The organism is Dactylosporangium maewongense, from assembly GCF_039531485.1.
In the GTDB taxonomy this organism is placed as follows: domain Bacteria; phylum Actinomycetota; class Actinomycetes; order Mycobacteriales; family Micromonosporaceae; genus Dactylosporangium; species Dactylosporangium maewongense.
In genome coordinates this window covers 53,589-66,784 of record NZ_BAAAQD010000017.1, presented here as the reverse complement: position 1 = coordinate 66,784, position 13,196 = coordinate 53,589, and the positions used below count along the sequence as shown (strand labels likewise).

Sequence of the window (13,196 nt, the reverse complement as noted above, 5' to 3'; positions counted from 1 at the left end):
CTCCTCCGCTGCGCTGCGGCCCGCTCACGCCGCCACCGCCCGGCGGCGGCCCAGCGACGCGAGCTGCTCGGCGATGCGCTCCACGCCCGGCTGCGGCAGGTCGCGCACGATCCGGCCGTCGGCGAGGACCAGGACCCGGTCGGCGTACGAGGCGGCCACCGGGTCGTGCGTCACCATCACGACCGTCTGCCGGTGCTCGTCGACGACGGCGCGCAGCAGGCTCAGCACGTCCGCCGCGGTCTCCGTGTCCAGCGCCCCGGTCGGCTCGTCGCAGAAGATCACCTCGGGGCGGGTGGCGAGGGCCCGGGCGATCGCGACCCGCTGCTGCTGCCCGCCGGACAGCGCGGACGGCCGGTGGTGCAGGCGTTCCCGCAGCCCGACCCGGTCGACCACGTGGTGCAGCCACGGCTGGTCGGGCCGCCCGCCCGACAGGCGCAGCGGGAGCACGATGTTCTCCTGCACCGTCAGCGCGTTGACGAGGTTGAACGCCTGGAACACGAAGCCGATCCTGTCTCGGCGCAGCTTCGTCAGCCTCGTCTCCGACAGGCCGGACAGCTCGGTGCCGCCGATCCACACCCGGCCGGACGTGGCCCGGTCCAGGCCGGCCGCGGTCTGCAGCAGCGTGCTCTTGCCGGAGCCGGACGGCCCCATCACCGCCGTGAACGTGCCGCGGTCGAACCGCACGTCCACGCCGGCGAGCGCGGTGACCGCCTGCGGTCCGGTGCCGTACGTGCGGGTCAGCTGCTCGACGCGGACCGCCGCGCCGGCGTCCTGTCCAACGTTCATGTCCATGCCGACGACGCTATGGCGGCACCCGGCCATGATCGATCCAGCGTGCTGGCGGACCGTGGTACAGCAGGCTGTACCTACTCCCGCGGTCAACCCAGACGCCGGGTGTCCTCCAGGTGCCGCAGGACCGCCGTGACCCGCCGGTCGGCGCGGTCGTCGGGCGCGAGGCCGAGCTTGGCGAAGATGCTGCGGATGTGCTTGTGCACTGCCCCTTCGGTGACGAACAGCCGCTCCGCGATCGCCGTGTTGCCGAGGCCTTCGGCCATCAGGGCGAGCACGTCGCGCTCCCGCGGGCTGAGCAGGCTCAGCGTGCTGTCGGGGCGGGTGCGGGCGAAGAGCTGGCGGACCACCTCCGGGTCGATCGCGGTGCCCCCGCCGGCGACGCGGTGCAGCGCCTCGAGGAACTCCTCGACCCGGCCGACCCGCTCCTTGAGCAGGTAGCCGAGCCGCGCCGCTCCCCCGGCGAGCAGGTCGGTGGCGAACGCCTGCTCCACGTACGCCGACAGCACCAGCACCGCGAGGCCCGGCTGGCGGCGCCGCGCCTCGACGGCGGCCACGATGCCCTCGTCGGTGTGGGTCGGCGGCATGCGGACGTCGACGATCGCGACGTCGGGCCGGTGCTCGTCCACCGCGGCCAGGAACGTGTCCGGCGCGCCGGTGACGGCGACCACGTCGAGCTGCTCGGCCCGCAGCAGCAGGGCCAGGCCTTCCCGCAGCAGGGCGTCGTCCTCGGCGATCACGATCCGCACGGCAGCTCCACATGTATCGTCGTCGGCCCACCGGGTGGGCTGGTCAGGGTGAACCGGCCGTCGTGGGCCTCGACCCGCCGACGGATGCCGCCGATCCCGGAGCCACGGCCCTCATCGGCGCCGCCGTGGCCGTCGTCGGTCACCGTCACGTGCAGCCGGTCGGTCCTTCTCGTCACGGTGACGGCCACGGTACCGGCGCCGCTGTGCCGGGCGACGTTGGTCAGCGCCTCGGCGACCACGAAGTACGCCGTCGCCTCGACCGACGCCGCGCACCGCCCCGGCACGTCCACCTCGACGGTGCACGGCACGCCGCAGCCGGCGGCCAGGCCGTCGAGCGCGCCGGCAAGTCCGCGGTCGTCGAGCACCGGCGGCAGGATCCCGCGCACGACGGTCCGCAGCTCCGCGAGCGCCAGCTCGGCGGCGTCGTGGGCGCGGTCCAGCACCTCCGCCGCCAGTGCCGGATCGCGGGCGAGGGCCCGCCGGGCGGCGCCGAGCAGCACGGTGACCGCGACGAGCCGGTTCTGCGCCCCGTCGTGCAGCGACCGTTCGATGCGGCGCAGCTCGACGGCGTGCGCGTCGAGGGCGGCCGCGCGGGTGGCGGTGAGCTCGGCGATCCGCAGCGACATGTCCACGTCCCGCGGCGGCGGAAGCCACCGCCGCCCCGGCGCCGCCTGCCAGCGGGCGATCCGGGGGCCGAGCGCGACGGACACGGCGAGCCAGCCGGCACCCATGAGCGCGACGGCGAGCGCGTCGGGCAGCCCGTCGATGCGCCAGGTGACGTAGCCGGGGCCGCCCACGTCCGGCGGCAGCGCCCAGTAGTACAGCGGGAACAGCAGGTACTGCACCGCCGACAGCGGCAGCGCGAGCCCGATCATCCCCAGCGCGAACCCGCCCGTGCCGTGGACGGCGACGAACGCGGCATCCCGCCGGACCCACGGGTCGCGCACGGCGTCGCGCCAGCCGACCGGCACCGGCGGCGGCGACGGCAGGACGGCGTCCCATCGCGACAGTCGCGCCCGCTCCCGGTCCGCCGCCCACCGGGCCGCCTTCAATGCCGACGGGACGGCCACCAGGCCGATGCCGGCCAGCGACGCGACCGCCGTGACGAACAGCGACAGGAACGCGCCGAGCGCGATGGTCGCCGTGCCGAGCCCGCCGACGACGCGTTCGAGCGCGTCGACGGACGTGCGCACCCGGTCCCGAATGTACTGCCGCACGGCAGAGACGATAGGCGACGAGCGGGACGGCCGGCCGCTCGCGGCCCGGAAAGTACAGCCTGCTGTACCTGCACCGGCGCGCTGGCTGGATCGCTGGCGGGCACCCGGCTGCATAGCGTTGCCGGCATGACTGACCGTTACCGCATCGAAGCCGCCGACGCGCCTGAGCGCCGCGGCATGCTCCGCCCCGTCCTGTGGCTGGTGCTGGTCCTCAGCGCCGCCAACAACGCCGCCATGTCCGGCATCGGCGTCAACCCGTTCGTGGGCGCTGTCTTCGGGCTGGTCACCCTCGCCTGCGCGACCGCCCTCGTCGTTCACCACTACCGCCACCGCGCCCGGTGACCTGCCGGCCCTCGCGCTCGGCGGGCGCTGGCCCTCAGCAGGCGGTCGCGGTGACCGTGCCGGCGGCGTCGAGCGTGATGCCGTTGGCGGCGGGCGGCTCCTCGTTCAGGTAGCCGGCCGTCACCAGGTCGCCGACCGCCGCCGGCTTCGCGTTCTCGTCGGCGACGTACGCCTGATAGGCGATCTCGACGGCCCGCTTGTCGGCCTCGCAGGCGGTCGACCTGCTTTTGCCGGTGAGGTCGCCGACCGAGGTGACAGCGATCGCGCCGAGCGCGGCGACCACGACGGCCGCAACGAGCATCTCGTTGACCGTGGAGCCGGCGTCCCGCTGCTGCCGGGGCGCCGTGATGCGACGAAGCACGAGGTATTTCTCCATCAAGGGGGGACGGGGACGGGCGGCTGCGGGGACGCGGCGATCCGCCACAGCCGCCCGTCGGCTCCGGTGCGAAACGGTAGCGGTTCGGTTGCAGCCGTCCTGTCCACCGGTTGGGCACGTGTACCCACCCACCGCCCGACACGCGGCCGTCCGGCGCACGGTCGCTCAGCGCACGGTCGCTCAGCGCACGGTCGCTCAGCGCACGGTCGCTCAGCGCACGGTGGCGGGGGCCGGGCCGGTGGAGGCGCGGACGATCAGCCGGGCCGGCAGGGACGTGCGGGTGCCGCTGGGGCGGTCGCGGTCGTTGAGCAGGTCGGCGAGCAGGTCGATGCCGGCCCGGCCGCACTGGTCCTTCGGCTGGCTGACGGTGGTCAGGGCGGGCGTGACCAGGGCCGAGGCCGGGATGTCGTCGAAGCCGATGATGCTCACGTCACCGGGCGCGGTCACCCCCCGGGCGCCGAAGCGGCTGGCGAGACCGAGGCCGATCATGTCGTTGTAGGCGATGACCGCGGTGACGCCGGCGGCCAGGACCAGGTCGGCGACGGCGACGCCGCCCTCGAAGTCGGGCGAGACGTTGCCGGCCTCAACCCCCTCGAGGCCGAGGCCGGCCGCCACAGCACGGAAGGCGCGCAGTCGCTCGCGGTTGACCCATGAGGTGCGGGGGCCGGCGACGTAGGCGACCCGGCGGTGGCCGAGGGCGGCGAGATGGGCGAGCGCCTGGCGGATGCCGTCGGCGTTGTCGAAGATGATGGACGGCAGCTGGCCCACCCGGCGGTTGAGCAGCACCACCGGCAGGTCGCCGCAGACGGAGCGCAGCTCGTCGTCGCCGGCGCGGGGTGCGCACAGCACGAAGCCGTCGACCTGCTTGGTCAGCGTCCGGATGAGGTCCAGCTCGGTGGCGGGTTCCTCGTCGGAGTCGGCCAGCAGCACGGCGAGCCCGAACTCCCGGGACCGGCGCTGGGCGGCCTTGACGATGCCGGCGAACAGCGGGTTGGCGATGTCTGGCACCAGGAACCCGATGGTGCCGGTGCGCCCGGTGCTCAGCCCCCGGGCGATCCGGTTCGGCTCGTAGCCGAGCTGCGCGACGGCCCGCTCGACCCGCTCCCGGGTGGCGGGCCGCACCTGGTCCGGGGCGGCGAGCGCGCGGGACACCGACGACTGGGAGACCCCGGCGAGCCGGGCGACGTCCTTGATCGTCGCCGCCATCCGCAGCTCCTCACGTCATCCTGGAAGCGGTTCCAGATCTTGTCAGTTCGTCGACGGTAGCACGAAGGCCATCGATGCGAAACCGGCCTATTGCAAGGTATTGACAAAACTCACTGCGGCGGACCACTGTGGGAACCGTTTCCGGCGCGCTCCAACCGCCAACCCGCCCGGAGACCCAATTCGCCGCGCGCGCCGCTGCGCACACCTCACCGCCACAAGCGCAACGGATTCGCCCGCACCTGTCGAGGAGAGTCGATGCGATGAAGAGAAGGAACGTGCTCGGCATGGCCGCCGGGCTGTCGATCGGCGCCGTCGCCGCCGGGCCGGGCCGGGCCGTCGCGGCCGTCGGAGAGCAGCTGGGCGACTACGCGTCCCACCTGACCGACGCCCGCAGCGTCACCGTCACCAGCACCACGGGCCAGCGGTTGCGGATCACCGCGTACGGCAACCAGATCGTCCGGGTCCGCGCGATCCGCAGCGGCGAGACGTTCTTCGCCGACTCCCGCTACGAGATGGTGGTGCCCGCCAACCACGCCGGCATGGGCGGCACCCTCACGGTCACGAATGACAGCACCAGCCTGACGATCGTCACCGGCGCGGCCGACGGCATCCGGATCGTGCTGCAGAAGAACCCGCTGCGGCTGGAGTTCTACCACCGCGGCACCGGGGCGCTGCTGGCGAAGGAGGACGCGACCCGCAGCATCACCTGGGGCGGCACCAACAACAGCGTCATCACCGAGGCCTTCGTCCCGCCGCCCGCCGACGAGCACTTCGTCAAGGCGGGGCACGGGCTCTATGGACGCTCCCCCCGGGTCGACCGCACCGGCGACGTCGTGTCGCACAACTACGGCACCGTCCGCTCCGACCAGGCGCCCGCGATCGTGCCGCTGTACCTGTCCACCAAGGGCTACGGCGTCTTCTTCAACACGACCTTCGACACCACCTTCGCCTTCGCCAACGGCGCCGCCAGGGACTACGCGTTCTCCGCGGACGACCACAACACCGCCGGCGTGCGGCCGCAGATGGACTACTTCCTCATCAACGGCCCGGAGTTCGCGAAGCTGCTGGACCGCTACACCCAGCTGACCGGGCGGCCGCGCCTGCCGCAGATCGCCATCTTCGGGCTGCACATGTCGGACAAGGGCTTCCCCGACGTCAGCGACCAGAACTGGTGGCGCACGAAGATCACCCAGCACCGCGACGCCGGCTACCCGTTCGACCACCACGTCAACGACAACCGCTGGCGCAACGGCACCGGCGCGTGGGGCGGCTCATGGTTCGAGTTCAGCCCCACGCGGTGGCCGGACCCGGCCGGATACCAGGCGTGGGCCGCGGAGAACGGCGTCACGATGACGCTGGACTACAACCGCAACAACTCCAACCTCATGGCCGGCTGGGTCGGCGGGCCACCGCCCGGCTACAGCTTCAAGGCCAGCGACCTCACCGGGGTGGCCGACAGCGGCTCGGTGCCCGACTGGACCAACCCCGCGACCCGCGCCTGGGTGTGGAACGTCTTCTGGACCAAGGCCCTGAACCCGGCGCTGCACTTCCCCGGCGACGGGCTGTGGCTCGACGAGACCGACGAGCTGGGCCCGATCCCGTTCAACGCCGACTCCGCGGGCGGCAAGAAGTGGTCGGAGCTGCGCAACGCGTACTTCTTCTACCTGCACAAGGGCGTCGGCGAGGAGGGCTGGGACCCGCAGGCGGCCGGCCACATCGGCACCGCCAAGCGGCCGTGGACGTGGAGCCGCGGCGCGTCGGCCGGGCAGCAGCGCTACGGCCACTACTGGACCGGCGACATCGGCTCCACCTACGACGAGATGCGCCAGCAGATCCGGGGCATGCTGGCCGGCGGGATCGGCGGCTTCCCCTTCTCCAACATCGACGGCGGCGGCTTCCACGGCCAGACCGGCGGCCTGATCCCCGAGCCGTTCTACCGCAACTGGACGGCCGCCTGGTCGAGCCTGTCGCCGATCTGGCGGCCGCACAGCGGGGCCAGCACCACGTCGCAGGGCGCGATCGCCTCCCGCTGGCCGCTCGACCAGAGCGCCGTCATCCAGGCGGACTTCCGCAAGTACGGCGAGCTGCGGTACACGCTGCTGCCGTACATCTACAGCATCGCCCACGAGGCGAGCACCACCGGGATGCCGATGGCCCGGGCGATGGTCATCGACTACCAGAACCGGCCGAACGCCTACTCGCACGACCTGCAGTACATGTGGGGGCCGTCGCTGCTCGTCGCGCCCGTCACGTCCGACGGCGGCGCGACCCAGAACGTCTGGCTGCCCGCCGGCGCCACCTGGTACAACTTCTGGGCCGACATCAAGCACGTCGGGACCGACGCGTCCGACCTGCCCTACGTCACCCACACCGGCGAGATCATCCTATTCGTGAAGGCCGGCGCGATCCTGCCGAAGTACCAGTACGCGCAGAGCACCGCCTACCTGAACAAGCGGCAGCTGGAGATGGAGGTGTACGCCGGCGCGGACGGCACCTTCAACCTGGTGGAGGACGACGGCGTCACCGAGGCGCACCGCGTCTCCGGCGCCAGGGCCGTCACCACCCTGACCTACACCGACGCGGCGACGAGGACCGTGATCCGGCACCCGCAGGGCACCTACGACGGCGCACCCACCGCGCGCCGGTACATCGTGCGCGTCCACGGCCTGACCGCCCCGGTCGGCATGCGGGTCAACGGCGGCGCGACCCTGCCGGCCTACAGCACCGAGGCGACGGCGATCACCAGCGGCGGCGGCACGGTGTGGGACGCCACCCGCAAGGTCCTGTCGATCGTCACCGCGGCGATCCCGGTCGTCGCCGGCGGCGGCGTGGCCGCCACGGTCGAGCCGAGCGGCGCGGCCTTCCCGGCGGTCACGGGCGGCACCTCCTACCCGGCGGAACGGGCCCTGCTCAGCGGCGCCGTCATCGACACCCGTCACGCGGACTACACCGGGACGGGCTTCATCGACTTCGCCGACACCTCGGCCAGCGGCGCCTACGTCCAGTGGACCGTCAACGTGCCCGCCGCGGGCACCAGGACACTGACGTTCCGCTACGCCAACGGCGGCACCGCCAACCGGCCCCTCGCGATCTCGGTCAACGGCACCAGCGTCAACGGCGCCCTGGCGTTCAACCCGACCGGCTCCTGGGACGCCTGGAGCACCACCTCGTTCACCGCGTCCCTGCCCGCCGGCAGCCAGGTCACCGTCCGGGCGACCACGACCGGCGCCAACGGGGCGAACATCGACAGCCTCACCATCACCTGAGCCACGGCGACCGGCTTCCGGCGGACCCGTCGCGGCCCGCCGGGAGCCGGGCTCAACCGTGGACGGCCACCGGGCGGGGCGCGGCGGGGTCCAACGCCGTCGGCAGGCTCGGCCACTCGGCGGCGGAGCGGTGCAGCAACGCCTCGACGTCGCCGGCGGGCAGCGGGCGGGCGAAGTGGAAGCCCTGTGCGGTGCGGTACCCGAGCAGGGTGAGCTCGGTCGCCTGGGCCGGGTCCTCGATGCCCTCCGCGACGGTGTCCATGTGCAGGATCTGGCTGAGCCGGATGACGGCCTCCGCGACCGCGGCCCGCTCCGGGTCGCCGCTGAGGTCGGCGACGAAGCAGCGGTCGAGCTTGAGGATGTCGACGGGCAGGCGGGTGAGGTACCGCAGCGACGAGTAGCCGGTGCCGAAGTCGTCGAGCGCCACCCTCACGCCGCGGGCCCGCAGCCGCTCCAGCTGCGGCACGGCGGACCGGTCGTCGACGAGCGCGCTCTCGGTCATCTCCACGACCAGGGCCCGCGGGTCGAACCCCTCCCGCTCCAGGACCTCGAGGATCTCGTCGGCGAGGGCCGGCCGCTCCAGCTGGATCGGTGACAGGTTGACGCTCAGGTGCAGCGAACGCCCCGGCGGCAGCTCTGCCTGCCACGCACCGACCTGCCGGCACGCCTCCCGCAGCACCCATCCGCCGATGCCGTGGATGAGCCCGGTCTGCTCCGCGAGCGGGATGAACGCGTCCGGTCCGAGCAGGCCACGCGTCGGATGCTGCCACCGTACGAGCGCCTCGACGGCCACCAGATCGCCTGACTCGAGCGCGACGATCGGCTGGTAGAGCAGCCGCAACTGCCCCGCGTCGGCCGCCCGCGCGAGGTCGTCGGCGAGCGCCGGCACCGCCTGCTCGGCGTCCATGGCGTCGGCGGTGTACTCCGCCCAGCTGGGCGTGCCCCGGCGCTTGGCGGCGTACATGGCGAGGTCGGCGCGGTGCAGCAGCTCGTTGGGATCGACGCTGCCGGCGTCGGGCCCGCCGCGCTGGGCGACCGCGACGCCGATGCTGGCGCGCAGCTCCAGGCGGTGCCCGGACAGGTTCACCGGGGCCTGGCAGGCGGCCAGGATCCGCTCCGCGACCTGGGTCGCCTCCTCGGCGCAGCCCGGCAGCACGACCGCGAACTCGTCGCCGCCGAGGCGGGCCGGCACGTCGGCGTCGCGGACGGTGCGCCGCAGCACGTCGGCGAATGCCACCAGCATCTGGTCGCCGACCTCGTGGCCGTAGCCGTCGTTGACCTGCTTGAAGCCGTTGAGGTCGATGAGCAGCACCGCGACCGGCGCACCCGTGCGGCGGTGCCGGTCCACGGCGGCGGTCAGCGCACCCCGCAGCTGGATGCGGTTGGCGAGGCCGGTCAGGCTGTCGGTGACGACGAGCGTGTAGTTCTCCCGCGACGCGAGCACCTGCCGGGCCGCGACGCCGACCGTCATGACCAGCGCGCCGAGGACCAGGCCGAGCCACGGGAACAGGCCGGCCTTCGCGGCCGCGACGACGAGCAGGGCGAAGCCACCGGCGAGGGCGGCGTAGGGCAGCCAGGCGTTGCGGCGCAGCCTGCGCCCCGCCGCGGCGCCGCCGGCGGTCTCCTGGCGCACGGTGGAGGCGAGCAGGATCAGGAACATCGGCAGGTGCAGCGCCGTCGGCACGACCGCGTCGTGCAGCGCGCCGTCGTGCACCATCGTGTACAGGAAGACCGTGTCGACGACGAGGTAGCCGGCGGTCCCTGCCAGCATGAGCACCAGCGGCCCACGGGACGGGACGGCGGAGCCGCGCAGCAGGACGGTGCCGACCCCCACGAGCAGCACGACGTCGCCGACGGCGAACAGCACCGCCCCGAGCCGCAGCGGGTCGAGCAGGCCGCCCGCCTGCAACGCCGGGCCGAGCACCAGGTACCACATGAGCATCGCGCCCGCGCCGAGCACGGTCGCGACGTCCATGCCTAGCTTCCACCGAGCCCGCCGGTCCATCGGCTCCGCGGCGAAGCTGAGCAGCCCCAGCAGCAGCACCGGCACCGCCAGGGTCCGCAGCGCCACGGCGGCGACCGTCGCGACGCCCCAGCTCCGGTCGTGGGTGTTGAACGCGACCGAGAACCCGACGCCGGCGATGATGAGCAGCGCGAGCGCGGGGCTGGTGAACCGGTACGGGCGCTTGGCGGCCGCCGACAACCGCCGGCTGAACGCGACACGCAGGTGCAGGCCGAGCGCGACGGTCTCCAGGGCGCAGATCGAGATCCCGGCCGCCTGCGTGTTGTACAGGTCGGTGAACCGGAACACCACCAGCCCGGCGAAGAGCAGGCACACCACTCTCGTCACGTTCGACACACCCATCGCACCGCCCCGGTTCGCACACGTCCGGTCCCCTATCGGAGGAGGCCGCGGCGATCTGAGCGCTTCCCGGCTCTTGTCGCGACCCGATCTATTCCTTCGCTGCACGGCCGAGTCGGACGGCGGAGATGAGGAAGAAGACGGCGCCGGGGATGGCGTAGCCGATCGCGTTGGTCAGCGCCGGGTCGTCCGCGGCGGCGCCGGCGATGAACGACCCGCCGGCGAGCACCGAGATGCCACCGCTGATGATCATCGGCCACTGGCCGCCCATGCCGCGGCGGGTGATTCCCACGGCCAGCTGCACCAGTCCGGCCACGACCGCCCACGCACCCCAGACGCGCAGGACCGCCGGGATGCCGTCTGCGCCGGCGAAGACCAGGCCGGCTGCGGCGAGCAGGCTGACGGCGACGTTCACGTAGAGCAGCGCGGGCGATCCGGTGCCGCGGGAGCCCCGGGCGTCGACGACGGCGGCGGCCACGTCGAACAGCGGATAGAGCACCAGCAGCGTCCTGGCGAGCGGGCCGAGGTGCTCGGCGGTCGTGAACATCACGAGGGCCCAGGCGATGGCGAACGCGAAGCGGACGAAGTACAGCCTCCGCAGGGCGGACGCCGTCGCCTCGATGCCGGACGTGGTGAGAGTGGTCATGGCGCTTCCTTCGCTGAGAGAACGAACGTTCTGTCTCGGCCCAGCGTGCAGGCTTCGCGGAGGCCTGTCAAGACCGAACGTTCTATCTCTAAGATGGACCCCATGGCACTGGGCGGAGTTTCCGAGGCACGGCAGCGGCTCCTGGTCACCGCCGCCGGGATCTTCTACCGGGAAGGCATCCACTCGGTCGGCGTCGACCGGATCATCGGCGAGGCGAAGGTGACCCGGGCCACGTTCTACCGGCACTTCCCCGGCAAGGAGGATCTCGTCCTCGCCTACCTGCAGGCGGCCGACCAGCAGATCCGGGGCCAGGTGGACGCGGCCCTGACCGCCGGCCTCCCCGCCCCCGACGCGCTCCGCGCCGTCGCGGCGTCGATCGCCGAGGGCATCCGGTCGGACGGCTTCCGCGGCTGCGCCTTCCTCAACGCCGTGGCCGAGTACCCGGACCCCGGCCACCCCGTGCACCAGGCCGTCCTGGCACACCGGCAGTGGTTCCTCGACACGGTCACCGCCCTGACGGGCAGCGATCCTCGCGCGCAGCGGTTCGTCATGCTCCGCGACGGCGCCATGGCGGCCGGCTGCCTGTCCGACCGCGACCTGATCTGCGAGACCTTCCTCAGCGGCGTCGACGACCTCATCCGGTCCAGCGCCGGTGGTTCAGCCGGTGGTTCATGAGCGCAGCGCCCGCCCCGGGTACGCGTCCGGCAGCAGCTCGCCGTCGTGGATGACGGGCTCGCCGTTGACCAGCAGGTGCCGGACGCCGTGCGACGGTGCCGTCGAGGCGAGCACCGTCGCCTGATCCGTGACCCGGTCCGGGTCCAGCACGACGACGTCGGCGTCCGCGCCGATGCCGAGGTGCCCCTTGCGCCGGGCGGCGGGCGCGTGCGCGTCGAGCAGCCGGGCCGGCAGGTAGGAGCAGCGCCGGAACGCCTCCGGCCAGTCCCAGATCCCGGTCTCCCGCACGAACCGCCGCAGCGCCTTCGCGAACGTGCCGGCCGTGCGCGGGTGGGTCGCGCCTTCCGGCAGCGGCCACTGCCGCGTGTCGCGGGTGCCGTCGTTGAACGTCACCGGCAGCGCGTCGCTGGCCACGATCGTGCCCGGGTCGGCGAACGTGCCCTCCAGCAGCGCACGGTCCGACGGATCCGTCTCGTCGAGGATCTCGATGAGGCACAGCGCGCCGGGCGTGGCCGCCCTGACCTCCCGCAAACGTGCCGCGTCGGCGATCCGCTCGCCGGACGGCAGCAGCACCAGGTTGTGCGGCTTGAGCCCCCACACGTGCAGCCGTTCGGGAGCGAGGAACGCGGCACCGATGCCCGTGCACGCGGTGCCGTACGGGTACGCCTCGTACGTCACCCGCGAACCCGCCGCGACCGCCGCGTGGATCGTGCCGAGCGCCCGCTCCACATGCCGGCCCGAGGTGCTGTTGACGTGGCAGTAGTGCATCGCGACGCCGGTCTCGGCCGCGGCCGCGGTCACCTCGTCCGCGCCGTCGACGACCACATCCGGGTCGGCCTCGATCAGGTTCCGCACGTGCGCGAACACCGGCACCCCGTTGCCGCCGGCGAGCCGGGCGACGTGCAGGAACTCGCTGGGCTCGGCCCGTGGCGTGTACCCGATCGGCACCCCGATGCCCAGCGCACCGTCGGCGAGCTCACCTGACAGCAGGTCCAGCCACCGGTCACGCTGTACCGGCGACGACGACGCCTGCCAGTGCTCGTTGCCCATCAGCGCCAGCACGCCGGCCAGGTCCGGCACCGGCTCGACCCCGGCGAGCACCAGCCCGCGGGCCGCCGCCCACGACGCGGAGTACCCGTAGTTCAGCGGCCGCCCCTCCTCGGCGGCCCGCTGGAGCGCGACCGCCACCGGCATCAGCCCGATCTCGAGGTCCAGCGCCGTGGTCACGCCGTCGAACGCCTGCAGCCGCTGCCCGGCGACCGTGTTGACGTGGCTGTGCACGTCGACGAACCCCGGCCCGACGACCAACCCGGTCGCGTCCACGACGACGGCACCCTCGCTCACGCTGGCAGGATCGGCGATCGAGCCGTCGCGCACGAGCAGGTCACGGACCTCGTCCGTCCCCGCCCCCGGGTCGATGACACGCCCACCACGAATCACGATCTCGGTCATGCGCCCACCCTAGGACCGCCGACGCCATCGAGGTTGGTGACCGGCGACAGTTCCGCTCCCCCGCGTTCGTACCGCCGCACCGACCTTCACGACATCCACCCATCCCGGCCACCCGT

General features: G+C 73.1%; 11 protein-coding genes. 3 read left to right on the top strand and 8 right to left on the bottom strand.

The features are described 5' to 3' along the window. Window positions 1-24: 24 nt before the first annotated feature. The 3 genes from ABD332_RS36310 to ABD332_RS36300 all read right to left on the bottom strand — a co-directional run bounded on the left by ABD332_RS36310 (window position 25) and on the right by ABD332_RS36300 (window position 2,755). Window positions 25-792, bottom strand: coding sequence for an ABC transporter ATP-binding protein (locus ABD332_RS36310; RefSeq protein WP_344507350.1), 768 nt, complete (start codon window positions 790-792; stop codon window positions 25-27). An 86-nt stretch (window positions 793-878) separates the two neighbouring features. Continuing rightward, window positions 879-1,538, bottom strand: a complete 660-nt coding sequence (locus ABD332_RS36305) for a response regulator (protein WP_344507348.1) — start codon at window positions 1,536-1,538, stop codon at window positions 879-881. Next, window positions 1,526-2,755 (bottom strand): sensor histidine kinase, encoded by a 1,230-nt coding sequence (locus ABD332_RS36300; RefSeq protein ID WP_344507346.1) that lies wholly within the window; start codon window positions 2,753-2,755, stop codon window positions 1,526-1,528. The genes ABD332_RS36305 and ABD332_RS36300 overlap by 13 nt, the downstream gene beginning before the upstream one ends. Before the next feature lie 126 nt (window positions 2,756-2,881). Between ABD332_RS36300 and ABD332_RS36295 the strand changes: the two genes are divergently transcribed. Continuing rightward, window positions 2,882-3,097, top strand: coding sequence for a hypothetical protein (locus tag ABD332_RS36295; RefSeq protein WP_344507344.1), 216 nt, complete (start codon window positions 2,882-2,884; stop codon window positions 3,095-3,097). Window positions 3,098-3,131: 34 nt separating this feature from the next. On the opposite strand, the gene ABD332_RS36290 is transcribed toward ABD332_RS36295, so the two are convergent. Together ABD332_RS36290 and ABD332_RS36285 are read right to left on the bottom strand one after the other, a co-directional pair. After that, window positions 3,132-3,458 (bottom strand): hypothetical protein, encoded by a 327-nt coding sequence (locus ABD332_RS36290; RefSeq protein WP_344507342.1) that lies wholly within the window; start codon window positions 3,456-3,458, stop codon window positions 3,132-3,134. A gap of 225 nt (window positions 3,459-3,683) precedes the next feature. After that, window positions 3,684-4,679, bottom strand: coding sequence for a LacI family DNA-binding transcriptional regulator (locus ABD332_RS36285; protein WP_344507340.1), 996 nt, complete (start codon window positions 4,677-4,679; stop codon window positions 3,684-3,686). 260 nt (window positions 4,680-4,939) lie between these two features. Between ABD332_RS36285 and ABD332_RS36280 the strand changes: the two genes are divergently transcribed. Further along, window positions 4,940-7,945: a TIM-barrel domain-containing protein gene (locus ABD332_RS36280; RefSeq protein WP_344507338.1), complete on the top strand. Its 3,006-nt coding sequence runs from the start codon at window positions 4,940-4,942 to the stop codon at window positions 7,943-7,945. A 52-nt stretch (window positions 7,946-7,997) separates the two neighbouring features. On the opposite strand, the gene ABD332_RS36275 is transcribed toward ABD332_RS36280, so the two are convergent. Continuing rightward, window positions 7,998-10,295, bottom strand: a complete 2,298-nt coding sequence (locus ABD332_RS36275; RefSeq protein WP_344507336.1) for a putative bifunctional diguanylate cyclase/phosphodiesterase — start codon at window positions 10,293-10,295, stop codon at window positions 7,998-8,000. A gap of 103 nt (window positions 10,296-10,398) precedes the next feature. Next, window positions 10,399-10,953: a hypothetical protein gene (locus ABD332_RS36270; RefSeq protein WP_344507334.1), complete on the bottom strand. Its 555-nt coding sequence runs from the start codon at window positions 10,951-10,953 to the stop codon at window positions 10,399-10,401. Between the two features lie 102 nt (window positions 10,954-11,055). Here ABD332_RS36270 and ABD332_RS36265 point away from each other — a divergent pair, with 102 nt between their 5' ends. Next, the gene (locus ABD332_RS36265; RefSeq protein WP_344507332.1) at window positions 11,056-11,628 is read left to right on the top strand and encodes a TetR/AcrR family transcriptional regulator; all 573 of its coding nucleotides are present in this window, start codon (window positions 11,056-11,058) and stop codon (window positions 11,626-11,628) included. On the opposite strand, the gene ABD332_RS36260 is transcribed toward ABD332_RS36265, so the two are convergent. Further along, window positions 11,623-13,080 (bottom strand): amidohydrolase family protein, encoded by a 1,458-nt coding sequence (locus tag ABD332_RS36260; RefSeq protein ID WP_344507330.1) that lies wholly within the window; start codon window positions 13,078-13,080, stop codon window positions 11,623-11,625. The genes ABD332_RS36265 and ABD332_RS36260 overlap by 6 nt on opposite strands. Between the last annotated feature and the right edge of the window lie 116 nt (window positions 13,081-13,196).

Coding starts and splice junctions, on each gene's coding strand:
- ABD332_RS36270 (WP_344507334.1), bottom strand. CDS start 10,953: ATGACCACTCTCACCACGTCCGGCATCGAGGCGACGGCGTCCGCCCTG.
- ABD332_RS36295 (WP_344507344.1), top strand. CDS start 2,882: ATGACTGACCGTTACCGCATCGAAGCCGCCGACGCGCCTGAGCGCCGC.
- ABD332_RS36265 (WP_344507332.1), top strand. CDS start 11,056: ATGGCACTGGGCGGAGTTTCCGAGGCACGGCAGCGGCTCCTGGTCACC.
- ABD332_RS36280 (WP_344507338.1), top strand. CDS start 4,940: ATGAAGAGAAGGAACGTGCTCGGCATGGCCGCCGGGCTGTCGATCGGC.
- ABD332_RS36260 (WP_344507330.1), bottom strand. CDS start 13,080: ATGACCGAGATCGTGATTCGTGGTGGGCGTGTCATCGACCCGGGGGCG.
- ABD332_RS36285 (WP_344507340.1), bottom strand. CDS start 4,679: ATGGCGGCGACGATCAAGGACGTCGCCCGGCTCGCCGGGGTCTCCCAG.
- ABD332_RS36310 (WP_344507350.1), bottom strand. CDS start 792: ATGGACATGAACGTTGGACAGGACGCCGGCGCGGCGGTCCGCGTCGAG.